Annotated in this window: 25 protein-coding genes; 12 read left to right on the top strand and 13 right to left on the bottom strand. The window is 68.1% G+C overall.

What is annotated here, in order from left to right; genetic code table 11:
• Positions 1 to 27: 27 nt before the first annotated feature.
• The 4 genes from ASD05_RS21415 to ASD05_RS30195 form a co-directional block, all read right to left on the bottom strand.
• Positions 28 to 1,368: an LLM class flavin-dependent oxidoreductase gene (locus tag ASD05_RS21415; RefSeq protein WP_056596845.1), complete on the bottom strand. Its 1,341-nt coding sequence runs from the start codon at positions 1,366 to 1,368 to the stop codon at positions 28 to 30.
• Between the two features lie 33 nt (positions 1,369 to 1,401).
• Positions 1,402 to 2,409: an LLM class flavin-dependent oxidoreductase gene (locus ASD05_RS21410; protein WP_056596840.1), complete on the bottom strand. Its 1,008-nt coding sequence runs from the start codon at positions 2,407 to 2,409 to the stop codon at positions 1,402 to 1,404.
• A 101-nt stretch (positions 2,410 to 2,510) separates the two neighbouring features.
• Positions 2,511 to 3,011 (bottom strand): AAA family ATPase, encoded by a 501-nt coding sequence (locus ASD05_RS21405; RefSeq protein ID WP_056596836.1) that lies wholly within the window; start codon positions 3,009 to 3,011, stop codon positions 2,511 to 2,513.
• A 38-nt stretch (positions 3,012 to 3,049) separates the two neighbouring features.
• Complete coding sequence (locus ASD05_RS30195; protein WP_157610196.1) at positions 3,050 to 3,247, bottom strand: hypothetical protein; 198 nt, start codon at positions 3,245 to 3,247, stop codon at positions 3,050 to 3,052.
• A gap of 179 nt (positions 3,248 to 3,426) precedes the next feature.
• On the opposite strand from ASD05_RS30195, the gene ASD05_RS21400 reads away from it, so the two are divergent.
• Complete coding sequence (locus ASD05_RS21400; RefSeq protein ID WP_056596830.1) at positions 3,427 to 3,855, top strand: GNAT family N-acetyltransferase; 429 nt, start codon at positions 3,427 to 3,429, stop codon at positions 3,853 to 3,855.
• A gap of 6 nt (positions 3,856 to 3,861) precedes the next feature.
• On the opposite strand, the gene ASD05_RS21395 is transcribed toward ASD05_RS21400, so the two are convergent.
• From ASD05_RS21395 to ASD05_RS21385, 3 genes are all read right to left on the bottom strand, one after another.
• Positions 3,862 to 5,349, bottom strand: coding sequence for an MFS transporter (locus ASD05_RS21395; protein ID WP_056596819.1), 1,488 nt, complete (start codon positions 5,347 to 5,349; stop codon positions 3,862 to 3,864).
• A 49-nt stretch (positions 5,350 to 5,398) separates the two neighbouring features.
• The gene (locus ASD05_RS21390; RefSeq protein WP_056596817.1) at positions 5,399 to 6,628 is read right to left on the bottom strand and encodes an SAM-dependent methyltransferase; all 1,230 of its coding nucleotides are present in this window, start codon (positions 6,626 to 6,628) and stop codon (positions 5,399 to 5,401) included.
• A gap of 186 nt (positions 6,629 to 6,814) precedes the next feature.
• Positions 6,815 to 7,807, bottom strand: coding sequence for an AraC family transcriptional regulator (locus ASD05_RS21385; RefSeq protein ID WP_042673222.1), 993 nt, complete (start codon positions 7,805 to 7,807; stop codon positions 6,815 to 6,817).
• A 240-nt stretch (positions 7,808 to 8,047) separates the two neighbouring features.
• Here ASD05_RS21385 and ASD05_RS21380 point away from each other — a divergent pair, with 240 nt between their 5' ends.
• Positions 8,048 to 9,100, top strand: coding sequence for an aldo/keto reductase (locus ASD05_RS21380; protein WP_056596814.1), 1,053 nt, complete (start codon positions 8,048 to 8,050; stop codon positions 9,098 to 9,100).
• On the opposite strand, the gene bioD is transcribed toward ASD05_RS21380, so the two are convergent.
• The 4 genes from bioD to ASD05_RS21360 all read right to left on the bottom strand — a co-directional run bounded on the left by bioD (position 9,083) and on the right by ASD05_RS21360 (position 13,061).
• Positions 9,083 to 9,811, bottom strand: coding sequence for a dethiobiotin synthase (gene bioD / locus ASD05_RS21375; RefSeq protein ID WP_056596812.1), 729 nt, complete (start codon positions 9,809 to 9,811; stop codon positions 9,083 to 9,085). The two genes, ASD05_RS21380 and bioD, sit on opposite strands and share 18 nt — an antisense overlap.
• Positions 9,808 to 11,040 carry an 8-amino-7-oxononanoate synthase gene (gene bioF / locus ASD05_RS21370; RefSeq protein ID WP_056596806.1) on the bottom strand — a complete coding sequence of 411 codons (1,233 nt, stop codon included), beginning with the start codon at positions 11,038 to 11,040 and terminating at the stop codon, positions 9,808 to 9,810. Before bioF ends, bioD begins: the two co-directional genes overlap by 4 nt.
• Complete coding sequence (locus tag ASD05_RS21365; protein WP_056596801.1) at positions 11,024 to 12,412, bottom strand: adenosylmethionine--8-amino-7-oxononanoate transaminase; 1,389 nt, start codon at positions 12,410 to 12,412, stop codon at positions 11,024 to 11,026. Before ASD05_RS21365 ends, bioF begins: the two co-directional genes overlap by 17 nt.
• Positions 12,413 to 12,749: 337 nt before the next feature.
• On the bottom strand, positions 12,750 to 13,061 hold the full coding sequence (locus ASD05_RS21360) for a hypothetical protein (RefSeq protein WP_056596798.1): 312 nt from the start codon (positions 13,059 to 13,061) through the stop codon (positions 12,750 to 12,752).
• Positions 13,062 to 13,289: 228 nt separating this feature from the next.
• On the opposite strand from ASD05_RS21360, the gene ASD05_RS21355 reads away from it, so the two are divergent.
• Entirely contained in the window at positions 13,290 to 13,502 is a 213-nt protein-coding gene (locus tag ASD05_RS21355) for a hypothetical protein (RefSeq protein WP_056596794.1), read from the top strand.
• Between the two features lie 9 nt (positions 13,503 to 13,511).
• Here ASD05_RS21355 and ASD05_RS21350 read toward each other — a convergent pair whose 3' ends face one another.
• The gene (locus ASD05_RS21350) at positions 13,512 to 14,141 is read right to left on the bottom strand and encodes an alpha-ketoglutarate-dependent dioxygenase AlkB (protein WP_235508050.1); all 630 of its coding nucleotides are present in this window, start codon (positions 14,139 to 14,141) and stop codon (positions 13,512 to 13,514) included.
• Complete coding sequence (locus tag ASD05_RS21345; RefSeq protein WP_056596791.1) at positions 14,119 to 16,446, bottom strand: ATP-dependent DNA helicase; 2,328 nt, start codon at positions 16,444 to 16,446, stop codon at positions 14,119 to 14,121. The genes ASD05_RS21350 and ASD05_RS21345 overlap by 23 nt, the downstream gene beginning before the upstream one ends.
• Before the next feature lie 150 nt (positions 16,447 to 16,596).
• Between ASD05_RS21345 and ASD05_RS21340 the strand changes: the two genes are divergently transcribed.
• The 9 genes from ASD05_RS21340 to ASD05_RS21300 all read left to right on the top strand — a co-directional run bounded on the left by ASD05_RS21340 (position 16,597) and on the right by ASD05_RS21300 (position 26,886).
• A complete protein-coding gene (locus tag ASD05_RS21340) occupies positions 16,597 to 20,085 on the top strand; it encodes a response regulator (protein WP_056597907.1) in 3,489 nt (1,162 codons plus the stop codon).
• A complete protein-coding gene (locus ASD05_RS21335; protein WP_200955466.1) occupies positions 20,082 to 20,951 on the top strand; it encodes a CheR family methyltransferase in 870 nt (289 codons plus the stop codon). Before ASD05_RS21340 ends, ASD05_RS21335 begins: the two co-directional genes overlap by 4 nt.
• Entirely contained in the window at positions 20,948 to 21,553 is a 606-nt protein-coding gene (locus ASD05_RS21330) for a chemotaxis protein CheB (protein WP_056596788.1), read from the top strand. Before ASD05_RS21335 ends, ASD05_RS21330 begins: the two co-directional genes overlap by 4 nt.
• Positions 21,543 to 22,757: a hybrid sensor histidine kinase/response regulator gene (locus tag ASD05_RS21325; protein WP_056596786.1), complete on the top strand. Its 1,215-nt coding sequence runs from the start codon at positions 21,543 to 21,545 to the stop codon at positions 22,755 to 22,757. Before ASD05_RS21330 ends, ASD05_RS21325 begins: the two co-directional genes overlap by 11 nt.
• Positions 22,758 to 22,774: 17 nt before the next feature.
• Positions 22,775 to 23,131, top strand: a complete 357-nt coding sequence (locus ASD05_RS21320; RefSeq protein ID WP_056596783.1) for a response regulator — start codon at positions 22,775 to 22,777, stop codon at positions 23,129 to 23,131.
• A gap of 88 nt (positions 23,132 to 23,219) precedes the next feature.
• A complete protein-coding gene (locus ASD05_RS21315; protein WP_082572217.1) occupies positions 23,220 to 23,951 on the top strand; it encodes a FadR/GntR family transcriptional regulator in 732 nt (243 codons plus the stop codon).
• Between the two features lie 57 nt (positions 23,952 to 24,008).
• The gene (locus tag ASD05_RS21310; protein WP_056596781.1) at positions 24,009 to 24,854 is read left to right on the top strand and encodes a substrate-binding periplasmic protein; all 846 of its coding nucleotides are present in this window, start codon (positions 24,009 to 24,011) and stop codon (positions 24,852 to 24,854) included.
• 34 nt (positions 24,855 to 24,888) lie between these two features.
• Entirely contained in the window at positions 24,889 to 25,740 is an 852-nt protein-coding gene (locus ASD05_RS21305) for a transporter substrate-binding domain-containing protein (protein WP_056596778.1), read from the top strand.
• A 108-nt stretch (positions 25,741 to 25,848) separates the two neighbouring features.
• Positions 25,849 to 26,886: an L-idonate 5-dehydrogenase gene (locus ASD05_RS21300; RefSeq protein ID WP_056596776.1), complete on the top strand. Its 1,038-nt coding sequence runs from the start codon at positions 25,849 to 25,851 to the stop codon at positions 26,884 to 26,886.
• The last annotated feature ends 24 nt before the right edge of the window (positions 26,887 to 26,910 follow it).

Raw genomic sequence — 26,910 nt, 5'->3', positions numbered from 1 at the left:
TCTCCGTCTCCTTGCGGTTCACTCCCATCAGGCGACCTTCTTTTTCGCTGCGGACGCGTCGTCTTGCGCGGCGTAGCGGCTCGCCTTGCGCGGCAGGCCCATGTGGTCGCGCAGCGTCTGGCCGGGCAGCTCGCGCTGGTAGCGCCCGCGCGCCTCCAGCACCGGAATCACGAACTCGATGAAGTCGTCCAGGCCCTGTCCCAGCACCGGGAACCCGAGGATGAAGCCATCGGCCGCGCCCTCGTCCACCCAGCGGATGATCTCGTCGGCGATGCGCTCGCCCGTGCCCACGAACTGCGTGCGCGGCGTGGCCACTTCCAGCGCCACTTCGCGCAGCGTCTGGCCCTTGGCCTTCGCGTTGGCCTTGATGCGGTCGGTGGTCGAGCGGAAGCTGTTGCGGCCGAGCTCGCCCAGTTCGGGGAAAGGCGCGTCCAGCGGGTACTGGCTGAAGTCGTGGTGGTCGAAGAAGCGGCCGAGGTAGGCCAGCGCCTCTTCCACGGTCAGCAGCTCGCGGATGGCGCGGTACTTGGCCTCGGCCTCTTCCTCGGTGGCCGCGACCACGGGGCCAATGCCGGGAAAGATCTTCACGTCGCCGGCCTGCCGGCCCTGCGCGACGGCGCTGGCCTTCACCTGTCGCAGGAAGGAGCGCGTGTCCTCCAGCGAAGGCGAGTGCGTGAACACGGCGTCGGCGTACTTGCCCGCGAGCCCGATGCCCGCGTCCGACGAGCCGGCCTGGAAGATCACCGGCTGGCCCTGCGGCGAGCGCTGGATGTTCAGCGGGCCCGACACTTCGAAGAATCTGCCCTTGTGGTCCAGCGTGTGCAGCTTGTCGCGGTCGAAGAAGCGGCCGCTCTCGCGGTCGCGTACGAAGGCGTCGTCGTCCCAGCTGTCCCACAGGCCCTGCGTCACGGCCAGGTACTCGTCGGCGATCTCGTAGCGCAGCGCGTGCTCGGGGTGCGCACGGCTGTAGTTCTTGGCGCTGCCTTCCAGCGGCGTGGTCACCACGTTCCAGCCCGCGCGCCCGCCGCTGATGAGGTCGAGCGAGGCGAACTGGCGCGCCACCGTGAACGGGTCGCTGTACGAGCTGGAGACGGTGCCGGCGAGGCCGATCTTCGAAGTCACGGTGGCGAGCGCCGACAGGATCGAGATCGGCTCGAAGCGGTTGAGGAAGTGCGGGATCGACTTCTCGTTGATGTAGAGCCCGTCCGCCACGAACGCAAAGGCGATGCCCGCCGCTTCGGCCTTCTGCGCGGTGCGCACATAGAAGCCGAGGTTGACGCTGGCGTCGGCCGGCCCGCCCGGGTGCTTCCAGGAGTTCATGTGGCTGCCGGCACCCTGCAGCATGACGCCGAACTTGATGTTGCTCATGACGATCGTTCTTGTGGGGTTGAAAGAAAAGGCTCAGGCCAGCGCGGGTTCGCGCGCCTTGGCGAACAGTTCGACACAGGCGTGGCGCTCGGCGAAGCCGGCCACGGGGATGTCGATGACGAACTCCTCGATGCCGTAGCGCTCGCTTAACGCGTCGAGCGCGTCGCGCACCTCTTCGCCGGTGCCGGCGATCACATGAGGGCGGCGTTCTTCGGTGCGGTAGTCGCTCACGCCGGCCTGCCGCGCGAACTCGGCGGCGGCTTCGAGGCTGGGCAGGTTGACGCTCTGGCCCGTGGGCAGGTGCACCCTAAAGCTGCGCAGCGCACCGACAAGCTCCGCGGCCTTTTCGTGCGTCTTGGCCGCGAAGGCGAAGAGCGCGAGCAACGGCGCGCGGCCCGTCTCGGCGCGGTAGGCCTCGATCGATTGCGCAAGGTTCACCGGGTCGCCATTGAAATGCCCCGCATGGACAAAGTCCCAGCCGAGGCGCGCCGCCAGCACCGCGCTTTCAGGGCTGCCGCCGAGCAGCACGCGCTGCGGTAGCTGCGGCGGATTGGGCGTGACCACCGCGCCGGCCAGCGCATGGCCGGAGGCAATGCCATCGTGCAGGAAGGCATCGAGCTCGGCCAGGCGCAGCCCGAAGTCCTCGCCCTTCGCCTTCACCGGATCGTGCAGCCATTGCAGCGCCTTGCTCGTCAGCGGCAGGCCGCCGGGCGCCTTGCCGATGCCTAGGTCCACGCGCCCCGGTGCCAGCGAGGCCAGCACGCGGAAGGTCTCGGCCACCTTGAACGGGCTGTAGTGCTGCAGCATGACACCGCCCGTGCCCACGCGGATTCGCGAGGTCTTCGCGAGCACGTGCGCGGCCAGCACCTCGGGGGCGGAGCCCGCGTAGTTCCTGTTGCCGTGATGCTCGGCGAGCCAGTAGCGGCGGTAGCCCAGCCGCTCCGCGCTTTGCGCGAGCGCAATGGTGTGCTGGAACGCTTGAGTGGCGTCGGCGCCTTCTGGGATCAGGCTCTTGTCGAGCAGGGACAGCGAGTAGGACACGGTATGCGGCGAAAGACGCCTCGGAAAGAATTGCTGCAAATTCTCAGAGGCATCGTGCGCACCGTTTGCGCTGAATTTCTATATCGATATTTGCTGAATGCTCAGTCGCGCACCTGGGACAGGATCGACTGCGCGGCCTCGCGCGCGCTGAGGGTTGCGGTATCGATGACAAGGCGTTGGGTGGTCCAGGGCGCGTAGTCGTGGCGTTGCACCGAGGCCCACGTCGGCGGCACGAGGCCCGGCACGTCGACGCTGCGCTGCTCGACGCGGCGCCGATGTTCAGCAATATCGGAGCACACGATCTCGACCTCGACGATGCGCGATGCAGTATCTGCCGCGACGGTGCGCCAGGCCTCGCGCGTCACCGGCAAGGGATTCACGCAGTCGGCCACAACCGCCTGCCCCAGGGAAAGATTGGCACGGGCCAGGTCATAGGCCACGATGTAGCCGGCCGGCCCCACGTCACCGGCCAGCACCCTGGCCGACCGCAGCGCTTGCTCGATGGTGTCGATGCGCAGGTAGACGGCCGGCACGAGTTCGGCGATCTCGCGCGCGATGGTGGTCTTGCCCGTGCCCGGCAGACCACCCAGGACGATCAGCATCTTCTCTTGTCTCCAGGTTCATGGCCCTGGCGCCAAGTTCACCACGAATGCGGCAGCAAGGCCAGCACCGCGGCCGCATGCAGCCGCCGCAGCGCCCGCACAGGCATATAGCCATGTGGCGCCCGGCGCGCCACTTCGCGTGCCGAGCGCGGCGGAATGCGCCAGGCAGTGGCTGTCAGGGCAAGAACTTTGCGGCCCTGGGCCGACGGAGAAAGATGAAAGGTACGCAGTGGCATGGCAATGGTCGAACGAACGCTTCGGCCGATTCTGTGTAATGCCACCGCTTTTCCAAAGACAGATTCCAAGTTACCTGATGAGGTTCGCGATGGAGGGGCGTGAGCGGGCTGTGGTTCGGGTTCGGACTTCGGGCGAACCGGTAGAGTTGCGCCGTTCCATCGCACAGCTTTTCTCCCGAATGAAAAACCTCACCATTGCCCCCGCCACGCCTGAAGAAGTCCGCTCCGGCGAGCTCGGCCTCAAGCTGCGCCACTACAACTATGGCTTCGTCGGCGAGTACCCCGAACAGCAGTACATCCGCCTCAACGCAAGGGACGAGAACGGCCGCCTCCTCGGTGGACTGCGCGGCTTCGTGTTTCTCTACTGGCTCAACATCGAAGTGCTCTTCGTCGAAGAAGACGCGCGAGGCTCGGGCCTTGGCAGCCGCCTGCTGGCCGAGGCCGAGCAGCAAGCCATCGCGCTGGGTGCGAAGAACGCAAAGCTGGACACCTTCGAGTGGCAGGCGCGCCCGTTCTACCTGAAGCACGGCTACGAGGAGTTCGCCCGCATCGACGATTACGCGCCCGGTTTCTACCTGGCGTACATGAAGAAGTCGCTGCTGCGCTGAAGCGGCCTACTTCGGCGCCGGCTTCCTCGCCCCGACCGCATGGCTCTCCAGCCCTTCCTTCGGCAACAGCAACGCCAGCGCGACCACACCCAGGCTCACGGCCAGCATCGCCACGAAGGTGAGATGCAGCGAACCGCCCAGCGCCAGGCGAATGCCCGCATCATTGGCCGCCGAACCCTGCACGCCCTGCAGCAGCAGGCGCAGCTGGTCGTCGGTGAACATCGGGCTGCCATCCCCTCGCGTCAGCCCGAAATTGAAGACCGCGCCGAAGAAGGCCGCGCCCAGCGCACTGCCGAGGTTGCGCGAGAACACGTTCGAGGCCGTGGCGATGCCGCGCTGCGCGAGATCGACGCCTTCCTGGATGAGGATGAGCGAGCTCAGGCTCATCACGCCCATGCCCAGGCCGATGACGAAAGAGCCGATGGCGGGCAGCACCGGCGAGCTGCCTGACGCGAGCAGGACGAAGGCCGAGGTGCCCACCGGAATCAGCGCTGCACCGACCACCACCATGCGCCACAGGCCAATGCGATGGAAGGTGCGCGAGGTCAGCGTCGCGCCGATGGGCCAGCCGAGCATCACCATCGTGAGCGTGAGGCCGGCCGTGACCGACGAGCGCTCGAGCACCACCTGCACGTACATCGGCAGGAAGGTCGTGATGCCGATCAGCACCATGCCGGCCAGCATTGCCGCTCCGTTGACGGCGGCGATCATCCGCGCGCCCCAGAGCTTCAGCGACACCATCGGGTCGGTCGCACGGCGCTCCTGCGCGATGAACAGCACGAGCGTGACGACGAACAACCCGGCCCACGCGAGTGCCACGCCCGAATTGCCGACGCCGAATTCCGTCAGCGCGATCATCAGCGCCGCGATGCCGATGGTGAACAGCACCGCGCCCACCATGTCGATGGACGAGCGGCGCACCGTCGGCGCTTCGTGCAGGAAGAGCCAGAAGCCAGCCGCCGCCGCCAGGCCGATGGGCACGTTGACCCAGAAGATCCAGGCCCAGGACAGCTTCTGCACGATCAGCGCGCCGATCATCGGTCCCACCACAGCCGACACGGCCCAGACGCTCGCAAGCCAGCCCTGCACCTTGCCGCGTTCGCGCACCGGATAGAGATCGCCCACGATGGTGAGCGCCACCGGCTGGATGGCGCCCGCGCCGATGCCCTGGATGAGCCGGAAGCAGATCATGGCCGGCATCGACCATGCGAAGCCCGCCAGCACCGAGCCGAGGACGAAGACGGCGATGCCCACGAACATGATGGGCTTGCGGCCGTACAGGTCCGAGAGCTTGCCGAATACCACGGTCATCGCGGTCTGCGCCAGCAGGAAGGAGGCGAACACCCAGCTGTACAGATGCAGTCCGCCCAGTTCGGAGGCGATCTGCGGCATGACGGTGGAGACGATGGTGGCTTCGATGGCCACCATCGCCATGGAGGCCATGATCGAGGCGATGACGAGGGGGCGGTTTGTTGTTCTGCTGGTGGAGGTCATGAGCCGTGCATGCTATAGACGGCTTGAGCCCTTGTCCGGCGCTCAAGCTCTAGGGGCTTCCGAACGAGGTGCCGTCGTAGATAGAGCGGCGCGACCACGGCAGCGTGTTCGCCGGCCGCCCGGCCTTGCGGCCCACGATCTGGTAGATGGCCACATCGTCGTTCTCGAAGGCATAGGCGCAGCCCGCGAGGTAGATGCGCCAGATGCGGAATTTTTCTTCGTCGACGAATGCGTGCGCCTTCTCGCTGTTGGCTTCGTAGGCGTCGCTCCAGCAGCGCAGCGTTTGCACATAGTGGCGGCGCAGGTTCTCCACGTCGAAGGCTTCGAGGCCGCCCTGCTGCATCGCCTGCAATGCCAGGCTGATGTGCGGCAGCTCGCCGTTGGGGAATACGTAGCGGTCGATGAAGTCGCCGCCGCCGTACGACACGCCGCCGCCAGCGGGATCGGACGAGGTGATGCCGTGGTTCATCACCACGCCGTCGTCTGCAAGCAGCTCCTGCATGCGCCTGAAGTACGCGGGCAGGTTCCTGCGGCCCACGTGCTCGAACATGCCGACGCTGGTAATGCGGTCGAACCGGCCGGTCACGTCGCGGTAGTCCTGCAGGCGGATCTCGATGCGGTCCTGCAGGCCGGCGGCCTTCACGCGTTCGGTCGCCAGCTCCAGCTGGTTCCGGGAGAGCGTCACCCCCACGCAGCGCGCGCCGAACTTCTGCGCCGCGCGGATCGCCAGCGCGCCCCAGCCGCAGCCGATGTCGAGCAGGGTCTGCCCCGGCTTGAGTTCGATCTTGGTGAGGATGTGGTCTATCTTCTTCAGTTGCGCAGTGGCAAGGTCTTCGTCGCCGTTCTCGAAGTAGGCGCATGAATAGACCATGTTCGGATCGAGCCACAGCCTATAGAACTCGTTGGAGACGTCGTAGTGGTACTGGACGGACTTCCTGTCCGCCGATTTCGTGTGCGCGAAATAGCGCGCCATGTTCCGCACCGCCCCGCCATGCTTGTCGATTGAGGTCCTGGCGAGGCCGTAGGCGATGTCGATGACGTCGCTGAGCTTGCCCTCGATGTCGATCTTGCTCTTGACGTAGGCCTCGCCGAGGTTGTCGAGTGTGGGATGCAGCATCAGCGGCAGCGCGGCGGGCGACTTCAAATGCAGCGTGACCGAAGGCCCGCTGAAGGTGCCGAAGTCGTAGGACTGACCGTCCCACAAGGTAAGCCGCACAGGCAGGTTGGCGCGTTCGCGGACCACGTCGCTCCATCGTGCCAGCTTCTTTTGCCAAAGCATGCATTACTCCGTGTTGCTGCAGCGAACAAAACGATAGCGGAGTTCCGCGAAACCTGCATGGCAGCGGCGGCGCAGGAAATTGCAGCAAGTGCTACAGGGCTGCGCCTGTTCTTGCGGCGCTGGCGTCGCCTGCTGGTGCGTCGCTCGCCTCGACGAAGATCCGCTCCGTGCGCTCGGTGGTCAGACTCAGGCCGCTTCCATCGACGCGGCACCCATCGCGTCGTTGCCCGCCTCGCCGAGCCAGCGGCGCTTGTCGCGCAGCGGCGGCGCGCCGAACATGCGGCCGTACTCGCGCGCGAACTGCGACGGGCTTTCGTAGCCCACGTTGTGCGCGGCGCTCGCCACGTCGGCGCCGGCGATCAGCATCTGCCGGCGCGCCTCCTGCAGGCGCAGCTGCTTCTGGTATTGCAGCGGGCTCATCGCGGTGACGGCCTTGAAGTGGTGGTGGAACGACGACACGCTCATGTGCACCGCCCGCGCCATGTCTTCCACCCGCAGCGACTGCGCGTAGTTGACGCGCAGCGCGCTGATGGCTTTCGCGATGCGCTGGGTGTGGCTGTCCTGCAGCGCGATCTGCCGCAGCCGCGCGCCCTCGCCGTTGACCAGCAGGCGGTACATGATCTCGCGCTTGATGAGCGGCGCCATGATCGGCACGTCTTCCGGCGTATCGAGCAGCCGCAGCAGGCGCAGCACGGGCTCGAGCACCGGCATCGCGATGCGGTTGACGTACATGCCGCGCGAGGCTGGCGCATTGGCCTTGGCGGGCAGCTTCTCGTCGCCGATGAGCTCGCCGATCTCGTCGAGGGCCAGTTCCAGCCGCACGCCGAGGTAAGGCTCCTTCTCGCTCGTCACGCACACCTGGCCGCACACTGGCAGGTCGACCGAGGTGACGAGGTAGTGCATCGGGTCGTACACGTAGATGTCGTCGCCCACGATGATCCGCTTGGAGCCCTGCGCGATCAGGCCCAGCGCCGGAGATGCGAAGGCGTGCTTGGGACCTTCGGGCTTGCTGATGCAGAACACCTGCAGGCCGGGCACGGCGGTGATGACGGTGCCGTCCTGCCCGCGCGTGATGTGTTCGATCAGCGCCACCAGTTCCTTGCGGGCTTCGTCGAGTTCGGGCTCCAGCGGCATCGGCTGGGCGATGACGGCGGCGATTTCGGGTGTTTCGTCGGACATGTTCGAGGCCTTGTCATGGTTGGGGGCCAAAGGGGCGGCCACCATGGAGGAATGAGCGGTTCGAAGCTTAGCGCTCCTCCATCGGATTCGCACGCGCCACGCGGGAGGTCTGGAGAATCAGGCAAATACTTTGCAGGAACGCGCTCGCCATGGGCCGGGCGCCGGCCGGATACTTTTCTGCAGTCGCCCGGGCTTGTCGGCCCCTTTCGGCGGCTGCTTCCAACGCAAAGGAACCTCTGCATGCAATACCGCAAATTCGGCCGCACCGGCCTCCTGGTTTCCGAACTGTGCCTCGGCACCATGACCTTCGGCGGCTCCTCCGGCATCTGGGGCCAGATCGGCAACCTGCAGCAGTCGGAGGCCGAAGGGCTGGTCGGCCGCGCGCTCGACGCCGGCATCAACTTCATCGACACGGCGGACGTGTACTCCGAAGGGCAGTCGGAAGTCATCACCGGCCAGGCACTGAAGAACCTCAAGGTGCCGCGCGACAGCTTCGTGCTGGCCACCAAGGTGCTCGGCGAAACCGGCAGCAAGGGCGTCAACTCGGCGGGCGCCTCGCGTTTTCACATCATGGATGGCGTCAAGGCCAGCCTGCAGCGCCTGCAGCTCGACCACATCGACCTGTACCAGATCCACGGCTTCGACCCCATCACGCCCATCGAGGAAACCGTGCACGCGCTCGACAACCTCGTGCGCCAGGGCCACGTGCGCTACGTGGGCGTGTCGAACTGGGCGGCCTGGCAGATCGCGAAGGCGCTGGGCATCGCCGAGCGCGACCGGCTCGCGCGCTTCGAGTCGCTGCAGGCCTACTACACCATCGCCGGGCGCGACCTGGAACGCGAGCTGGCGCCCATGCTGCGCAGCGAGAACGTCGGCCTGATGGTCTGGAGTCCGCTCGCGGGCGGTCTGCTGAGCGGCAAGTACGGCCGCGACACGCAGGCGGAAAAAGGCAGCCGCCGCACCACCTTCGACTTTCCGCCGGTGAACGTCGAGCGTGCCTACGACTGCATCGACGTGATGCGCGAGCTGGCCGAAGCGCGCAAGGTGTCGGTCGCACAGATCGCACTGGCGTGGCTGCTGCACCAGCAGGTGGTGACCAGCGTGATCGTCGGTGCCAAGCGCGCCGAGCAGCTGGACGACAACATCGCCGCCACGGCCATCAAGCTCACGGGCGACGAACTGGCCGCGCTGGACAAGGTGAGCGCGCTGCCGGCCGAGTACCCGGGCTGGATGCTGGAGCGCCAGGGCGGCGTGCGAGCCAAGCGGCTCGTCGAATCAGGCCAGCGCGGCTGATTCCTCCGCCGCGGCACGGCGCGCGGCATGGGCCGCCGTCGCGCGCAGTGCACGCAAGTCGATGTGGCGGGCTGCCTGCGCGGCACTGGGGTGTTGCAGATGCGGCACCACGCCGAGCAGCGGCGTGCCGAGCCGGGCACGCAGCGTCTGCAGGTTGGCCTGCGGCGCCAGCATCGAGGGATCGACAACGCTCGCCACCCAGCCCGCCAGCACGAGGCCACGCGCGCGAACCGCCTCGGCGCTCAGCAGCGCATGGTTGAGGCAACCCAGCCGCAGGCCGACCACGAGGATCACGGGCAGGCCCAGCGCCACGGCGAGGTCGGCGCTGTCGAGGTCGTCGCCGAACGGCACGCAGAAGCCACCCACGCCTTCGACCACCACGGCATCGGCGCGCGCCGAGAGTTCCGCGAAGGCCGAGAGCATCGGCAGTAGCGAGATGTGCACGCCCTCTTCCCTGGCCGCCAGATGCGGCGACATCGGCGCGCGCAGCAGGTACGGGCAGCGCTGCGACAGCGGCGCATCGACGTTGCCTGCCGCGTGCAGCTGCTCCACGTCTTCGTTGCGCCATTCGCCATCGCTCTCTTCAAGGCCGGCCGCCACCGGTTTCATGCCGACCGCGCGCAGGCCGGAGCCGGCCAGCAGGCTCAGCATGGCGCTGCTGACCAGTGTCTTGCCGATGCCCGTGTCGGTGCCGGTGACGAACCAGTTCATGCGGCCTCCTTCCAGGGCTGCGCCAGTGCAGTGCCCAATGCATCGACGAGCCGGGCGACGTCGGCTTCGCCGTGGCTGGCCGACAGCGCAATGCGCAGCCGCGCGGTGCCGGCGGGCACGGTCGGCGGGCGGATCGCGCCGACGCGCAGGCCGCGCGCATCGAGCTGCGCCATGGTGCGCATTGCGCGCGCGTTGTCGCCGACGATCAGCGGCTGGATCGCGGTGGGCGACTCGGGCAGCCATGCGCTGCCGTCTGTTGGCAGCACAGCGGTCAGGCCCCGGCGCAATTGCGCGATGCGTTCCCGCAGCCGTGAACGGCGTTCGGCGCCCTCCTCGCCCTCGATCAGCGCCAGGCTCGCGAGCAGCGCGTGCGCGACGGCCGGCGGTGCGGCCGTGGTGAAGATGTACGGCCGCGCGCGCTGCACCAGGTAGTCGACGACGGTGCGATGCGCCGCCACGAACGCGCCCGACACGCCTGCGGCCTTGCCCAGCGTGCCGATCAGCACCAGCCGCTCTGAGCGCAGCCCCATGGCTTCGAGCACGCCGCGCCCCGTGGCGCCCAGCACGCCGAAACCGTGCGCGTCGTCGATCACCAGCCAGGCATCGTGCCGCTCGGCCAGCGCGAGCAGTTCGGCCACGGGGGCGATGTGGCCGTCCATGCTGAACACCGCATCGCTGACGATGAGCTTCACCGGCGCGTCGCAGGCGGCGAGCTGCGCGTCGAGCGCGGCCACGTCGCAGTGCGGATACCGCTCGACGCGCGCCTTGGCCAGCCTCGCGCCATCGATCAGCGAGGCGTGGTTGAGTGCTTCCGAGAAGATGACCGCCTCGGCGCCGCCGAGCGCCGACAGCACGGCGAGGTTGGCCATGTAGCCCGTGCAGAAGAACAGGCTCTGCGCTTCGGGGATGAAAGGTGCCATCCACTCGGCGAGCCGCTCCTCGAGTTGCGCGTGAGCGCGCGAGTGGCCAAGGATCAGGTGCGAACCGCCGCTGCCTGTGCCGTACAGCGCAGCACCCTCGGCCCATGCCGCGGCCAATGCCGGGTGCGCGGCAAGACCGAGGTAGTCGTTGCTGCTGAAGCCGAGCATGGTGCGCGGCGCGGTGGCGCCGGCCAGCGTGAGGACCTGTTCGGGCGCGCAGGCGGTTTCGGCGATCTGCCGGCGGCGGCGCAGCGACTGCGCATCGAGCGCGTGGATCTCGCCCTGCAGGCGGTCAAGCAAGCGCGACATCGCGGGCTCCTTCTTCCTGGTTCGTGGCCATGACGGCTTTCAGCGTGGCCAGCGTGCCGTCGATCAGCTGATCGATCTCGGCATCGCCGATCGTGTACGGCGGCATGAGGTACACGGTGTTGCCGATCGGCCGCATCAGCAGCCCGTGCGTGCGCGCCGCCAGGTGAAAGCGTTCGGCGAAACGCGCGCCCGGCTCGCGCACGTCGAAGGCCGTGATCATTCCGCGCTGCCGCAGATGATCGACCGCCTGCCCTGCAAGCCCCTCGCGCAGGTGCCGCAGCAGGCGCGCGGCACGGCCGCGGTTGCGTTGCAGCGCATCCTCGCTCTCGAAAAGATCCAGCGTGGCAATCGCCGCGCGGCAGGCCAGTGCATTGCCGGTGTAGGAATGCGAATGCAGGAAGCTGCGCGCCGCGTCGTCGTCGACGAAGCCTTCGTAGATGGCGTCGCGCGTCATCACCAGCGCCAGCGGCAGGTAGCCGCCGCTGATGCCTTTCGAGAGGCACAGGAAGTCGGGCCAGATGCCGGCCTGCTCGCACGCGAAGAAGCTGCCGGTTCGCCCGCAGCCCACCGCGATCTCGTCGGCGATGAGGTGCACCCCATGGCGATCGCACAGGGCGCGCAGCCGACGCAGGTACTCGGGGTCGTGCATCGCCATGCCGGTGGCGCATTGCACCAGCGGCTCGACGATCACTGCGGCGATGGTGTCGTGCTGCTCGGCCAGCAGCGTTTCGAGTTCGGCGGCGGCGCGGCGCGCGACGGCGGCCGCGTCCTCGCCGGGCCGGGCATTGCGCGCATCCGGCGAGGCGACGAGGTGTGCATCAGCGAGCAAGGGCGCATAGGCATCGCGGAATACCGGCACGTCGGTCACATGCAAGGCGCCGAGCGTCTCGCCGTGGTAGCCCTGCCTGAGCGCCACGAAGCGCCGTTTGCCGCCGCGCCCGGCGTTGCGCCATGCGTGGAAGCTCATCTTCAGCGCGATCTCCACGGCCGAGGCGCCGTCGGACGCGTAGAAGCAATGGCCGAGCGCGTGGCCCGTCAGCGCGGACAGGCGCTCGGCGAGTTCCACCGCCGGCGCGTGCGTGCAGCCCGCGAGCATCACGTGCGACAGCTTGTCGAGCTGGTCCTTGAGCGCGGCGTTGATCGCCGGATGCGCATGGCCGAAGAGGTTGACCCACCACGAGCTGGTGGCATCCATGTAGCGGCGGCCTTCGGCGTCGAAGAGCCACACGCCGTCGCCGTGCGCAATGGGCAGGGGCGGCACCGCTTCGAGGCGGATGCTCTGCGTGCAGGGATGCCAGACATGGCGCCGGCTGCGTTGCTGCCAGCGCGCATTGGCATCGGAGCCAGGGGAAGAAGCTGTGGTGATGGGCACTCGCGCGGTCCTTTCGTGAAGGGCAAGGCGCGGGATCGTATCGACGCGTCGAAGGCGCGGCAAACGACGAAAACGGCGGTGGAATGGCCGCCGGTTGCCCGATCTTGGGCGGCATAGAAGCCGTGTTCGGCGCAGCGTCGCCGAACAAGCCGGCAACCCGCGTTCACCGCCGGGTGGCGGGAAATCGCAAGTCGTCCGGCTGGCGCCAGAAACAGGTCAGGAATGTCCGGTTTTCACGGCTTTCCGAAGAGAAATCCGATTTTCGGACATGCCCGATGGCTGATTTCAGCGGGCCGCCGGAACTCGCACGTTCAGGCCATGTTCCTCTTCACTGCGCTCAGCCGCGCTTTTCGGCGTTGCGCTTGCGCGTGGCGGCGGCCTTCTTCGCCGAGGCCGAGCGTTCGGCGGCGGTGCGGTGGGCAGCGGCAGCGCCGCCCAGGCGTCCGCCCTTGCGCGAGGGGGCGCGGTTCTCCGCCTTGCCCCGGCCCGAACCCGACTTCTTGCCGCCGCCTGTCTCGGCGTTCACCGTGGCCCAGGCGCGGCGCTCGGCCTCGCCCTTGCCCACACCGCGGTGCTCGTAGCCCTCTTCGATGTGTTCGGCCTTTCGCTTCTGCTTGTCCGTGTAGGACGACTTGTCGCCTCTTGGCATGGCATTGCTCCTGCGGGTTGAGAAGCCCCCATGCTGGGCGCACGGCGCGCGCAAGGGGTAAGAAGACGCACGCGCTGCGCGTCAGCGAAGTCTGTCTTCCGACCCATGGCGTAGATCGGCCGCTGCCGCGCGGCTTGGACGACGTACGGGGTCGGTCCATTCCCACAGGCATCCTGCATCGGCCGCAGGACAAATGAATGTCTTGTCCACCCCTATCCAGGAAGCCCCATGACGAGCCACAGGCAGCACCCGAAACACAACCCCGACACCATCACCACCGACGAGCACGACACCGTGCCCACGCAGCACAACAAGGCGGGCAATCAGCCCGCCACGCCAAGGAACGAGCCGCGCCGCACGCCGGAAAGCCGGCACGACCGCGAGAGTCACGTCGGCGGAAGCAACCAGCTGCAGGCGCGCCGCGGCGGCGGCACGCGATGACAGCCGCGATCACGGCCCGGGCGATCTTCTTCGCGTGCGCAGCGTGATCGAATAGCGCAATGCCTCGGTCGGCGCGATGGCGTGCTGCCACTCCCAGCGTGCCGGGCCATGCAGCATGTAGATCGAGCGCGGCTCGACAAGAAATTCCAGCGAGCTCGGTCGCGAGGCCGCCGCGCCGGGCACATACGGCCTGAACTGCATGACCGCATCGCCGAACAGCGAGATGCCGACGATGTCCTCGAAGTCCGGTACGTCGCGGTGCCAGCCCAGCGGCGTGCCGGGCCGGTATTCGGCGATGAGCATGTGGGTGAGGTCTTCGGGCGCGATGCCGGCCCATGCGGCCGCCTTCGCCCGCAATGGGTGCAATGCCTCGGGCAGCGGCGGGCCGGGCTTGAGGCGGTTGGTGTCGAAGTCGTAGCTGCCGCCGAAGCTGGTGCCGCGCCGCCGCGCCGTGTATTCCTTGCAGCGCATCTCCCTGAGCGGCAGGCCCTGGACGATGTGCAGCAACGCGGCCTCTTCTTCGGGCGACAGGAACCCGCTTTCGTAGCGCAGCCCCTCGATGGCGGCCACGGGCGCCTCGCCGAACAGGTCGGGCTGGCCGGCGTGTTCGAGGCGTCTAGCGGCGCGCATCTTCTTCATGGCCTCCGCCCAGTTGCACATGCCACCAGCGCGGCAGCAGCTCCCGGATTTCTGCACGCGCGAAGCGGTCGTCGAGCAGGTGGAGCACGCCACGGTCCTGCTCGGTGCGGATCACGCGGCCGGCCGCCTGCACCACCTTCTGCAGGCCCGGGTAGAGGTAGGTGTACTCGTAGCCCTTGCCGAAGCGCGTCTGCATGCGCTCGCGCGTGATCTCGTTGAGTTCGTTGTACTGCGGCAGACCCAGGCTGGCCACGAAGGCGCCGATCAGTCGGCTGCCCGGCAGGTCGATGCCCTCGCCGAACGCGCCGCCGAGCACCGCGAAGCCGATGCCCTGCCCGCCCTCTTCGAAGCGCGCGATGAAGCCGTGGCGGTCAGCCTCGCGCATGCCGCGCGTCTGCGTCCATACCGGCACGCCAGGATGCCGAAGCGAGAAGGCGGCACAAGCTTTCTCGAGGTAGTCGAAGCTGCTGAAGAAGGCCAGGTAGTTGCCGGGCAGTCGCTCGAACTGTGCGCCGATGATGTCCGCCACGTTGCGCAGCGACCCCGCGCGGTCGCGGAAGCGCGTCGACACATGCATCGCCACCTCGACGCGCAGCTGTTGGCTGTTGAAGGGCGATGCCACGTCGAGCAACGCGGTGCCTTCGGGCAGGCCGAGCGCATCGCGGTAGAACTCGAACGGCGACAACGTGCCCGAGAAGCAGGTGACCGACACCGCATCGCCGAAGCGCGCCTCCAGGAATGGCGCGGGCACGAGGTTGCGGATGGCGAGCCCGCGATCCTGCTGCGCCGCGCCCAGCGTGCGCTCGAACACCGAGTGGTCGCCGAAGGCCTCGGCCAGCCGGGCGAAGTGCAGCGCGTCGAAGAAGAAGCGCTGCAGCGGCCCTTGCGACGCATCGGGCGTGGCGGCGAAGTACTCGGCCATGGCAGTGTTGGCGGCCTGCAGGGTGCGCAGGAAGCGCTCGGGAATCTCGTCGCCGGTTTCGTAGTCGGCCACCTGGGCCTGCTGCACCGTGTCCCATTCGCGGAACAGCCGGGCCAGCGGACCGCGCAGCGCGGCCGGCGCGACTCGGTGCGCCTCTTCGAGCGCCGCGCCTTCGAGCTGCGCGGTGTACATGCCGCGCGAGCGCTCCAGCAGGTTGTGGGCCTCGTCCACCAGCACGGCCACGCGCCAGTCGGCGTCGCGCATGGTGGCGTAGAGGAAGGCGCTGCTGTCGAAGTAATAGTTGTAGTCGCCGACGATGGCGTCGGCCCAGTGCGCCATTTCCTGCGCGAGGAAATAGGGGCACACCTCGTGCGCGAGCGCGATGTGGCGCAAAGCTTCGCGGTCGAGCCACGCCACCTGCGCGGCCTGCTCGCGTGCGGCTGGCAGGCGGTCGTAGAAGCCCTTGGCGAGCGGGCACGCATCGCCGTGGCACGCGCGGTCGGGGTATTCGCAGACCTTCTCGCGGGCGGCGAGTTCGAGCACGCGAAGCCGGCCCTGGCCCTGCCCCCTGTCGAGCACGCGCAGCGCGTCTAGCGCCACCGGGCGGCCGGAGGTTTTGGCGGTGAGGAAGAACACCTTGTCGATCCTGCGCGCGGCGCGGGCCTTGAGCAGCGGGAAGATGGTGGCCAACGTCTTGCCGATGCCCGTGGGCGCCTGCGTCATGAGGCAGCGCCCGCCCATCGCCGCGCGGTAGACGGCTTCGGCCAGTTCGCGCTGGCCCGTGCGGAAGTTGCGATGCGGAAATTCGAGCTGGGCCAATGTTTCGTCGAGCGCGGCGCGGTGCCCGGCTTCGCTCGCGGCCCAGGCGCTGTAACGGCCGCACAGCAGCTCGAAATGCTCCCGCAGCGCTTCGCGGGTGTGATGCTCTTCGAGCACGGTCTCGTCGCCGGTGGCGAGGTCGAGGTACACCAGCGCCACCGTCATTTCGTCGTGGCCGTTCAGCTCGCACAGCATCCAGCCGTAGGTGCGGGCCTGCGCCCAGTGCAGCGCGCGGTGGTTGCCGCGGATGGCGTCGAAGTCGCCGCGGAAGGTTTTTATCTCTTCGACGCGGGCCTTGCGCGCTTCGTAGCCGTCGGCCCGGCCGCGCACGCGGACTGAACCGCAAGTGGCTTCGAGCCCGACTTCGCAGGCGTAGTGCTCGGGATCGCGCCGGTGCTGCACCAGCGCGTGGCCTGCCATGCCTTCGAGCGCGCTGGGCGCGGGCACGAACCGCAGGTCGAGGTCGCCCGCCTTCGCACCGAAGGCGCACAGGGCCTTGACGGAAACGACATGTGCGGCAACGGTGGCCGCATCGTTCTGCGGGTTGGAGGGTGTGGCGCCCATCTGGCAATGCTGTATGAATTCACAGTATAGCCACAGGGTGCCGACGATAAGGCTTCCTCGCCCGCGTCAAAATTGCGACGGGCCCTTCTCCGACAGGGTCCCCCCGATTTATCGGCAAGACTCGATAGGTTTTGCTTACAAATGCGCCTGATGAAAACTCCCACCGCGATCGACCCCGACCACTTCGAGCGTCTGCTGAGCCGCAACCTCAAGCTCCCGCTGATCGGCGGCGTGTTCGGTGCGGTGGTGTTCGTCGGGCTGATCCTCTTCCTGCTGTCGACCATCGGCTGGGTCGAGCACACCGACCGCGTCACCCGTGTCGCCAGCGAGCTGCAGCACCAGAGCGTCGACATGGAGACCGGCATGCGCGGCTTCCTTCTCACCGGCGACGACGGCTTCCTGGAGCCCTACCAGAGCGCCCTGCCCCGCATCAACGGCGACACGGCCACGCTGCGCAAGCTGGTGTCGGACAACCGCCAGCAGGTGGAACGCGTCGACCGCATCGCCGCCATCCAGAGCAACTGGAACGAGCTGGCCGCCCAGCTGATCGCCGCGCGCCGTGCCGGCCCGGACCCCCAGCTCGAGGTGCGCCTGGGCCAGGGCAAGCGGCTGGCCGACGCCATGCGCGCCGAGTTCACGGCGTTCATGGAAACCGAGCAGACCCTGCGCTTCCAGCGCAACAACGACGCCAACCGCACCGCATGGTGGGTGGTCGGCCTGTTCCTCTTGTTCACGCTGGTCATCACCGGGCTGGCGGCCTACTTCGGGCGGCGCCAGCTGGTGCTGCTGTCCGACAGCTACGACGTGGTGCTGAAGGAGCAGGCCGAGCACGCGGACAGGCTCGCCCAGGAGGCCTGGCTGCGCAGCGCACAGACCGAGCTGGTGGGAGAACTTGTAGGCGAACTCAGCGCGCCGGACATGGGCCGCAAGATCCTCGCGTTCTTCTCGCGCTACCTGGGCACCTCGGTCGGCGCGATGTATGTGCGCGAGCGCCACGGTCCGCTGCGTCGGGCGGCGAGCTATGGCTTTTCGAGTTCGGCCGAGGCGATGCCGCAGGTCTTTTCCCCCACCGAGAGCCTGGTGGGCCAGGCCGCGGCCGAGCGGCGCCGCATGCTGCTCGACCCGGTCGATGCCGACTACCTGAAGGTCAATTCGGGCCTCGGTGAAATGTCGCCCAAGGCCGTGCTGCTGGTGCCCGTTGCCAGCGCCGGCATGGTCAACGGCGTGGTCGAGCTCGGCCTGCCCGGCCCCCTGGACGAGCGCGGCAGCCAGCTGATCGACACGGTGGCCGACGACATCGGCAGCTCGCTGGCGGCGGCGCGCTACCGCGAGCAGCTGCAGGACGTTCTCGCCCAGACCCAGCAGCTCAACGAGGAACTCCAGGTGCAGCAGGAAGAACTGCGCACCGCCAACGAAGAGCTCGAAGAACAGTCGCGCGCCCTGCATGCCTCGCAGGCGATGCTGGAGAACCAGCAGGCCGAACTGGAGCAGACCAACAGCCAGCTCTCCGAGCGCACCGAGGCGCTGGACCAGCGCAACACCGCGCTGCGCCGCGTGCAGCGCGACCTGGAAGACCGCGCCGACGAACTGCAGCGCGCGAGCCGCTACAAGTCGGAGTTCCTCGCCAACATGTCGCACGAGCTGCGCACGCCGCTCAACAGCGCGCTCATCCTCGCCAAGCTGCTGGGCGACAACCCGCAGGGCAACCTCACGCTGGAGCAGGTGAAGTTCGCGGAGTCGATCTACTCGTCGGGCAACGACCTGCTGGTGCTGATCAACGACATCCTCGACATCGCGAAGGTCGAGGCCGGCAAGCTCGAAGTAGTGCCCGAAGACGTCGCGCTCGCCAAGCTGGCCCGCAGCCTCGAGAGCACCTTCGGCCCGCTGGCGATGCAGAAGAACCTGGGCTTCCGGCTCGAGGTGCGGCCCGACGCGCCGGCCTCGCTGGTCACCGACCGGCACCGGGTCGAGCAGATCCTCAAGAACCTGCTGTCGAATGCGCTCAAGTTCACCGACAGCGGCGAAGTGGCGCTGGTCGTTGCGCCGGCACCGGACGGTGGCGCCGCCTTCGCGGTGTCCGACTCGGGCATCGGCATCGACGCGCAGCAGCACGAGCTGATCTTCGAGGCCTTCCGCCAAGCCGACGGCACCACCAGCCGGCGCTATGGCGGCACCGGGCTGGGCCTGTCGATCTCGCGCGACCTCACGCAGCTGCTGGGCGGCACGCTCACGGTGCAGAGCGAGCCGGGCCGGGGCAGCACCTTCACGCTGCAACTGCCGGCGAAGGCGCCGCAGGCTTCGCCGGGGCTGCCGCAGCAGTCGTCGACGATCTACACGCCCCGGCCTGCACCCGCACCGTCCGTGCCTTCCGCTGCGCCGCTGGCGCCGAAGCCCCCTCCCCCGGCGCCTGCACCGCAGTTCGCCGACGACCGCAGCCTCCCGCGCGACCAGGTGCGCCGCGTGCTCGTGATCGAGGACGAGCCGCAGTTCGCGCACATCCTCTACGACCTGGCGCACGAGCTGGGCTACCGCTGCCTGGTGGCGCATGGCGCGGCCGACGGCTTCGAGCTGGCCACGCAGTTCCTGCCCGACGCGATCCTGCTCGACATGCGCCTGCCCGACAGCACCGGGCTCGGCCTGCTGCAGCGGCTGAAAGACTCGCCGCACACGCGCCACATTCCGATCCACGTGGTGTCCGCCGCCGAGAACGCACAGAGCGCGGCGCTGCAGATGGGCGCCATCGGCTATGCGCTGAAGCCGGCCACGCGCGACGAGCTGAGGAAGGTGTTCGGCCGGCTGGAGGAAAAGCTCACGCAGAAGGTCAAGGTCGTGCTGCTGGTGGAAGACGACGAGCTGCAGCGCGAGAGCGTCATCCGGCTCATCGGCGACGAGGACATCGAGATCGTTGCCGTCGGCTCCGGCGAGGAAGCGCTGGAGCTGCTGCGCACCCGCGTGTTCGACTGCATGATCACCGACCTGAGGCTGCCCGACATGCAGGGCAGCGAGCTGCTCAAGGCCATGGCGGCCGAGGAGATCGTGTCGTTCCCGCCGGTCATCGTCTACACCGGGCGCAACCTCACGCGCGACGAAGAAGCCGAGCTGCAGCGCTATTCGCGCTCGATCATCATCAAGGGTGCCCGCTCGCCGGAGCGCCTGCTCGACGAAGTGACGCTGTTCCTGCACAAGGTGGAGGCCGAGCTGTCCAGCGAGCGCCGGGGCATGCTGAAGACGGCGCGCGGGCGCGACCGCATCTTCGAGGGCCGCACCATCCTGCTGGTGGACGACGACGTGCGCAACATCTTCGCGCTGACCAGCGCGCTGGAGCAGCGCGGCGCCATCGTCGAGATCGGCCGCAACGGCCGCGAGGCGCTGGAGCGGCTCGACCAGGTCAGCGAGATCGACCTCGTGCTGATGGACGTGATGATGCCGGAGATGGATGGCCTCGAAGCCACGCGCCGCCTGCGCGGCGACCCGCGCTTCGAGAAGATGCCGGTGATCGCCATCACCGCCAAGGCCACCAAGGACGACCGCGAGCAGTGCCTTGCTGCCGGCGCCAACGACTACCTCGCCAAGCCGGTGGACCTGGAACGCCTGTTCTCGCTGCTGCGCGTGTGGATGCCGAAGATGGAGCGCCTGTGACCACACGCCCCGGCACATCGCAGGCCGCGCAGACGCCGCCACTTCACCCGCTGAGCGACACGGAGATCGAGTTGCGCCTGCTGATGGAAGCCATTTACCTGAAGTACAGCTACGACTTCCGCAACTACACCGTGGCCTCGCAGAAGCGCCGCGTGCTGCATGCGCTCGAGCAACTCGGGCTGCCGAGCATCTCGGCGCTGCAGGAGCGGGTACTGCGCGAGCCATTGCTGTTCGGCCGGCTGCTGCAGTTCCTGACGATCCCGGTGAGCGAGATGTTCCGCGACCCGGCCTACTTCCTGGCCTTGCGCGAGCATGTGGTGCCGATCCTGCACACCTACCCTTCCGTCAAGGTCTGGGTGGCGGGCTGCAGCACCGGCGAGGAAGTGTTCTCGCTGGCCATCCTGCTGCGCGAGGAAGGCCTGCTCGCGCGCACGCAGATCTACGCCACCGACATCAACCCCGCTTCGCTGGAGAAGGCGCGGCTGGGCATCTTTCCGCTGGAGGCGATCCGCGGCTACACCGCCAACTACCAGCGCGCGGGCGGACGCAGCGCGTTCTCCGACTACTACACCGCCGCCTACGACGCCGCGCGCTTCGACCCTTCTCTGTGCGCCGACGTGATCTTTGCCGACCACAGCCTGGCCACCGACAGCGTGTTCGCCGAAACCCAGCTGGTGTCGTGCCGCAACGTGCTGATCTACTTCAATCGGGAGCTGCAGGACAGGGCGCTGGGTCTGTTCCACGAGTCGCTGTCGCATCGTGGCTTTCTCGGGCTGGGCTCGAAGGAAAGCATCGACTTCTCGGGCTACTCCGACCGTTTCGACACGCATGCGCGTGCCGAGCGCATCTACCGCAAGGCCACATGAACCGCCACCTTCGCTCACCCGTTCGCAAGCGCGTGGACGCCGTGGTGCTCGGCGCCTCGGCCGGCGGCATCGATGCGCTCTCCGCGCTGCTGCACGGCCTGCCCGCTGGTTGGCACATTCCGATGGCAGTGGTCCTGCATCTGCCCGAGGGGCACGCGAGCCACCTCGCCGAGATCTTCGCGCAGCGCCTGCCGATTCCGGTGCACGAAGCCGCCGACAAGATGCCGCTGGCGGCCGGCAGCCTTTACTTCGCACCGCCCGGCTATCACCTGTCGATCGAGCGCGAGCGCGCCTTCTCGCTGAGCTGCGAGCCGCCGGTGCTGTTCTCGCGGCCGTCCATCGACGTGCTGATGGCCTCCGCCGCCGACGCCTACGGCCCTGCCCTCGCCGGCTTTCTGCTGACCGGCGCGAACGAAGACGGTGCCGAAGGCCTGCACCGCATCCATCTGGCCGGCGGGCTCACCGCCGTCCAGGAACCGAAAGAAGCACAGATTCCCACCATGCCCCAAGCCGCCATCGCGCGCCACGCTCCCGACTACGTGCTCCCCCTGCGCGAACTGCGCACCTTGCTGCTTCAACTGGAGGCCGCCCATGAACATTGACGTCCAGAGCAAGCTGCTCATCGTCGATGACCTGCCGGAAAACCTGCTGGCGCTGGAGGCGTTGATCCGCGCGCCGGGGCGCATCGTGTACCGCGCCGCCTCGGCCGACGCCGCGCTCGCGCTGCTGCTGGAGCACGAATTCGCGCTCGCCATCGTCGACGTGCAGATGCCGGGCATGAACGGCTTCGAGCTGGCCGAGCTGATGCGCGGCACCGAGCGCACGCGGCACATTCCCATCATCTTCGTGAGCGCGGCCGGGCGCGAGCTGAACTACGCCTTCCAGGGCTACGAGAGCGGCGCGGTCGACTTCCTGCACAAGCCGCTGGACCCGCATGCGGTGGTCAGCAAGGTGCACGTGTTCGTCGACCTGTACCGGCACCGCAAGGCGCTGCGGCACGAGATGGAATCGCTCGCTGCCGCGCACCGCAAGCAGGAAGAGCTGGTGCAGCAGCTGCAGCAGACGCAGCACGAGCTGGAGCGCGCGGTGCGCATGCGCGACGACTTCATGTCGATGGTGTCGCACGAGTTGCGCACGCCGCTCAACACGCTGTACCTCGAGGCGCAGCTGCGGCAGCTGCACCTGTCCAAGGGCAATCTCGCCAACTTCGCGCCCGAGCGCCTGCCCGCGATGATCGAGCGCGACCAGCGGCAGATCCGCAACATGGTGCGGTTGATCGACGACATGCTCGACGTCACGCGCATGCGGCGCGACGCGCTGTCGATCAAGACCGAGCCGGTCGACCTGGCCGCGCTGGCGCGCGCAGTGGTGGAAAACCTGCGCCAGCAGGCCGAAGCCGCGGGCTCGGCCATCACGCTCATTGCGCCCGCCGAACTGCACGGCGTGTGGGACGAGTTCCGCATCGAACAGGTGCTGACCAACCTGCTGACCAATGCCCTGCGCTACGGCGGCGGCAAGCCGGTCGAGATGGTGGTGCAGCAGATGGGAGGCACCGCCCGGGTGGCCGTGCGCGACCAGGGCATCGGCATTGCGCCCGAAGACCAGGAGCGCATCTTCAAGCAGTTCGAGCGCACCAAGGACAGCCGCAAGCACGCGGCCGGGCTGGGCCTCGGCCTGTACATCACGCACAAGATCGTGAGCCTGCATGGCGGACAGATCGGCGTGGAAAGCGCATCGGGCGAAGGCTCGCGCTTCGTGGTCGACCTGCCGCTGGAGCCGCCCGCCATACTTCCCTCTTCAACCTGAAGGAAAGAAACCCCCTCGTGAACGTGCTGATCGTCGACGACAACAAGGCCGCGGCCGACCTGCTGCAGGAATTGCTGGGCCTGTTCGGCCACACCGCGCGCTGCACCTACACGGCGCAGCAGGCGCTGGACGCGGCCGCCGCCGAGAGCTTCGATGCCGCGCTCATCGACCTCACGCTGCCCGATTTCCCGGGCACCGAGGTGGCGCGGCGACTGCGCGCCAGCACCGCCCAAGGCACGCCGAAGCTGCTGATCGCGATCTCGGGTTTTTCGGCGGAGGACACGGGCGGCGAGGCGGCCGAAGGGCTGTTCGACCACCACCTGCAGAAGCCGATCGACATCGACAGGCTCGGCGGCCTTCTGGCGCAGGGCTGAGCGCGGCCGGCTCCCAGCAAGCCGGCACTCGGCTAGTGGTAAACCACTATCGGTAAATTGGTGAACCACTTTTAGACTGGCTCACCACATGGCGACCATTCACGAACTCCCCCGCCTGCCTGCGACCGAGCTGGATTCCGACCGCTCCTACCAGAAGCTCGCAGCCAGCATCGCCGCCCTCATCACCGAAGGCGAATTCAAGGTGGGCGACCGCCTGCCGTCCGAGCGCGCACTGGCCGACCGCTTCAGCGTGAGCCGCACGCTGGTGCGCGAGGCCATCATCGTGCTGGAGATCCAGGGCAACGTCGAAGTGCGCGGCGGCTCGGGCATCTATGTCTGTGCGCCGGCATCCGGCGCGGTGGCGCCGGCCTCGGCCTACACCCTGTCGCCCGGCCCGGGCCCCTTCGAGCTGCTGCGCGCGCGCTGTCTGATCGAGGCCGAGATCGCGGCGGTGGCCGCCGAGAGCCGCAAGGACAGCGACCTCGACCGCATCTACAGCGCGCTGGCCGAGATGCGCGAGAACATGCACGACAAAGAGGCCAACGAAGCGGCCGACCGCCTGTTCCACCTGCGCATTGCCGAGTCGACCGGCAACAGCGTGCTGCTGCAGATGGTGACCGCGGTGTGGGACCACACCAAGGCCCCGATCTGGTCGCAGCTGGAAGCCCACTTCCACACCCCGGCGCTGCGCCGCGCCTCGCAGGACGACCACCAGCGCGTGTTCACCGCCCTGCTGGAGCGCGACGCGGACGCGGCCCGCAAAGCCATGCGCGCGCACATCGAGCGCGTGATCAGCGAATTCGCGCAAGCCTGGCGCTGAGCAGGCACCCGGCGTCCGGCCTCCGGCTGGCGCCACCCGAACCACGGAGACAAGACCATGAGATCGACAGTCCTTCGGCGATGCCGCATCGCCGCGCATTGCTTCGCCCTGACATTGCTGGCCGCTACCGCGGGTGGCGCGTCCGCCCAGCCGGCGCCCGGCGCCAGCCCACGCATCGACGCCATCCGCAAGGCAGGCGAACTGCGCGTGGGCGTGCTGCAGAACGCACCCTGGCTGATGGAAAACACCACCGGCCAGGGCGAGCCGTGGAGCGGCCCGGCCTGGCTGCTGGCCAACGAATATGCGCGGCAGCTCGGCGTGAAGCTGCGCACCGTGCCGGTGTCGCACGAAACCAAGGTGCCGGTGCTCGCGGCCAACCAGGTCGACATGACCATCAGCCCCCTGGGCGAAACGCCCGAACGGCTCAAGGTGGTCGACTTCGTCATCTACTCCGCCACCAGCGTGTGCATGTTCGGTCGCGCCGACAACGCGAAGCTGGCCAAGGCCGCCTCGGTGGACGACCTCAACCAGCCCGACGTGACGATCGCCTATTTCACCGGCGGCGCCGAGGAAGGCTGGGTCAAGGAGCGCTTCCCGAAGGCGAAGCTGCGCGCCGTCGCCAGCTCGGGCGCCACCGCCCCCATCGAGGAAATCATGGCGCGCCGCGCCGATGCTGCGCCGATCAACCGCGTGCCATGGGTCGGCCTGCAGCAGAAGGTCAAGGGACTCGCCGTGCTGCCGAAGGACAACAACTGCCAGTCGAGCACCGAGAAGGCCTCGCCCGTCGGGCTCGCGGTGGACAAGAACCAGCCGGCGTACCTGAACTGGCTGCGCGAGGTCGCCAAGGCGCAGAAAGCGCGCCTCGACGCGGACGAGGCCCGCATCGTCGGTACGCTCAAGTGAGCATGAATCCCAGCAATATCAGGAGACAGACAGCATGACGAAGATCAAGACCTTCCTGGCGCGCGCATCGCGCGGTGCCGTGTTCGCTGCGGCACTCGCGGCCCTTGGCTCGACGGCCCTGGCGCAGACCCCGCCCGCGCCGGGTGCCAGTCCCCGCATCGACGCCATCCGCAAGGCCGGCGTGCTGCGAGTCGGCGTGGTCAACAACCCGCCCTGGCTGGTGCAGAACACCAGCGGCGACGGCGAAGACTGGGCCGGCCCGTCGTGGATGCTGGGCAAGGAATTCGCCAAGCTGCTCGGCGTGAAGATGATGCCGGTGGCGGTGAGCCACGAAACCAAGGTGCCGGCGCTGGTGGCCAACCAGATGGACATCATGATCGGCCCGCTGAACCAGACGGCCGAGCGCGCGAAGATCATCGACTTCGTCACCTTCTCCAGCACCGGCGTGTGCATGTTCGGCCGCGCCGACAACCCGAAGTTCACCGGCGCGAAGACGCTCGAGGACTTCAACAGGCCCGAGGTCACCATCGCCTATTTCTCGGGTGCCGGCGAAGAGCCGCTGGTGCGCCAGCAGTTCCCGAAGGCCAAGCTGCGCGGGGTGGCCAATTCGGGCTCGGTCGCACCCATCGAGGAAGTGGTGGCCGGGCGCTCCGACGTGGCGCCGCTCAACCGCATGCTGTGGCCCAACATCAGCAAGAAGGTGAAGGGGCTGGCCGCATTCCCGAAGGAAAACGACTGCCAGGACAGCAAGATCTTCGAGATCCAGTCCGGCATGGGCGTGGCCAAGGAGCAGCAGGTGTACCTCGACTGGCTGCGCTCGGTGGCGCAGCGCATGCAGCCCGCGCTGACCGCGGAAGAGCGGCGCATGACGCAGAACCTCAAGTAAGTCGAGCGCCTTCGGGCGCTTCCTCCACCCCCCATCGAAGCCTTTCGGGCCGCCGCCATCGGCGCGGCCCGCGGGGACTCCCTTGCCCATCATTTCAAGACCTTCAACATGTTGAATTGCCAGATCCACGGTGCCCGCGACCTGCGCGTGGAAGACGTACCCACTGAAACGCTCTCGCCCACGCAAGTGCGCGTCGGCGTCAAGGCCGTGGGCATCTGCGGCTCCGACCTGCACTACTACCAGCACGGCCGCGTCGGCGACTTCCTGATCCGCGCCCCGCTCACGCCGGGCCACGAAGCCTCGGGCCAGGTGCTGGAAGTAGGCGCGCAAGTGACCTGTGTGCGCGCCGGCGACCGCGTGGCGCTCAACCCCTCGCGCACCTGCGGCCACTGCCGCTTCTGCCGCATGGGCGCTTCCAACCACTGCGAGAACGTGCACTTCTTCGGCAGCGCGAGCAAGTGGCCCCACATGCAGGGCGCGATGCGCGAGCAGGTGGTGGTGGAAGCGAGCCAGTGCGTGCCCGTACCCGACGGCCTGTCGTTCGAGCTGGCAGCCTTCGGCGAGCCGCTGGCGGTGGCGCTGCATGCGGTGCAGGAGGCCGGCTCGCTGCTGGGCAAGACGGTGATGGTGATCGGCACCGGCCCCATCGGGGCGCTGATCCTCATGGCCGCGAAGCTGGCGGGCGCGAGCCGGCTGATCGCGGTGGACATCCAGGACCAGACGCTGGCCGCCTGCACCCGCGTGGGCGCCACGCAGACCATCAACGCCGCGAAGGACCCGGCGGCGCTGGACGCGCTGGCCGAGGGCAAGGGCCAGGTCGACGTGAGCTTCGAGGTGTCGGGCAACTACGCGGGGCTGGCCAACTGCATCCGCCTCACGCGCCCGCGCGGCACCGTCGTGCAGGTGGGCACACTCAACGGCAGCAGCGAGGGCTGCCCGTTCAACCAGGTCATGGTGAAAAGCCTCACCTACGTGGGCACCTTCCGCTTCATCGGCGAGTACGCATGGGCGGTCGACTACCTGAGCCGCGGCGTGCTCGACGTGTCGCCGCTGCTGACCGACGCACTGCCGGTGTCGCGCGTGCACGAGGCCTTTGCGCTGGCCGCCGACCGGCAGCGCGCCATGAAGGTGATGGTCACGTTCTGAAGAACGCGCCCGCCCTTCCCTTCA

It is taken from the genome of Variovorax sp. Root434 (assembly GCF_001426595.1).
In the GTDB taxonomy this organism is placed as follows: domain Bacteria; phylum Pseudomonadota; class Gammaproteobacteria; order Burkholderiales; family Burkholderiaceae_C; genus Variovorax.
This window is presented reverse-complemented; position numbering and strand designations above follow the sequence as displayed.

Bases quoted from the DNA above. Each gene is read 5' to 3' on its own strand.
- ASD05_RS21340 (WP_056597907.1), top strand. From the start codon at position 16,597: ATGAAAACTCCCACCGCGATCGACCCCGACCACTTCGAGCGTCTGCTG.
- ASD05_RS21390 (WP_056596817.1), bottom strand. From the start codon at position 6,628: ATGCTTTGGCAAAAGAAGCTGGCACGATGGAGCGACGTGGTCCGCGAA.
- ASD05_RS21330 (WP_056596788.1), top strand. From the start codon at position 20,948: ATGAACCGCCACCTTCGCTCACCCGTTCGCAAGCGCGTGGACGCCGTG.
- ASD05_RS21415 (WP_056596845.1), bottom strand. From the start codon at position 1,368: ATGAGCAACATCAAGTTCGGCGTCATGCTGCAGGGTGCCGGCAGCCAC.
- ASD05_RS21355 (WP_056596794.1), top strand. From the start codon at position 13,290: ATGACGAGCCACAGGCAGCACCCGAAACACAACCCCGACACCATCACC.
- ASD05_RS21380 (WP_056596814.1), top strand. From the start codon at position 8,048: ATGCAATACCGCAAATTCGGCCGCACCGGCCTCCTGGTTTCCGAACTG.
- ASD05_RS21315 (WP_082572217.1), top strand. From the start codon at position 23,220: ATGGCGACCATTCACGAACTCCCCCGCCTGCCTGCGACCGAGCTGGAT.
- ASD05_RS21405 (WP_056596836.1), bottom strand. From the start codon at position 3,011: ATGCTGATCGTCCTGGGTGGTCTGCCGGGCACGGGCAAGACCACCATC.
- ASD05_RS30195 (WP_157610196.1), bottom strand. From the start codon at position 3,247: ATGCCACTGCGTACCTTTCATCTTTCTCCGTCGGCCCAGGGCCGCAAA.
- ASD05_RS21310 (WP_056596781.1), top strand. From the start codon at position 24,009: ATGAGATCGACAGTCCTTCGGCGATGCCGCATCGCCGCGCATTGCTTC.
- ASD05_RS21305 (WP_056596778.1), top strand. From the start codon at position 24,889: ATGACGAAGATCAAGACCTTCCTGGCGCGCGCATCGCGCGGTGCCGTG.
- ASD05_RS21345 (WP_056596791.1), bottom strand. From the start codon at position 16,446: ATGGGCGCCACACCCTCCAACCCGCAGAACGATGCGGCCACCGTTGCC.
- bioD (WP_056596812.1), bottom strand. From the start codon at position 9,811: ATGAACTGGTTCGTCACCGGCACCGACACGGGCATCGGCAAGACACTG.
- ASD05_RS21400 (WP_056596830.1), top strand. From the start codon at position 3,427: ATGAAAAACCTCACCATTGCCCCCGCCACGCCTGAAGAAGTCCGCTCC.
- bioF (WP_056596806.1), bottom strand. From the start codon at position 11,040: ATGTCGCGCTTGCTTGACCGCCTGCAGGGCGAGATCCACGCGCTCGAT.
- ASD05_RS21300 (WP_056596776.1), top strand. From the start codon at position 25,849: ATGTTGAATTGCCAGATCCACGGTGCCCGCGACCTGCGCGTGGAAGAC.
- ASD05_RS21395 (WP_056596819.1), bottom strand. From the start codon at position 5,349: ATGACCTCCACCAGCAGAACAACAAACCGCCCCCTCGTCATCGCCTCG.
- ASD05_RS21350 (WP_235508050.1), bottom strand. From the start codon at position 14,141: ATGAAGAAGATGCGCGCCGCTAGACGCCTCGAACACGCCGGCCAGCCC.
- ASD05_RS21325 (WP_056596786.1), top strand. From the start codon at position 21,543: ATGAACATTGACGTCCAGAGCAAGCTGCTCATCGTCGATGACCTGCCG.
- ASD05_RS21360 (WP_056596798.1), bottom strand. From the start codon at position 13,061: ATGCCAAGAGGCGACAAGTCGTCCTACACGGACAAGCAGAAGCGAAAG.
- ASD05_RS21385 (WP_042673222.1), bottom strand. From the start codon at position 7,807: ATGTCCGACGAAACACCCGAAATCGCCGCCGTCATCGCCCAGCCGATG.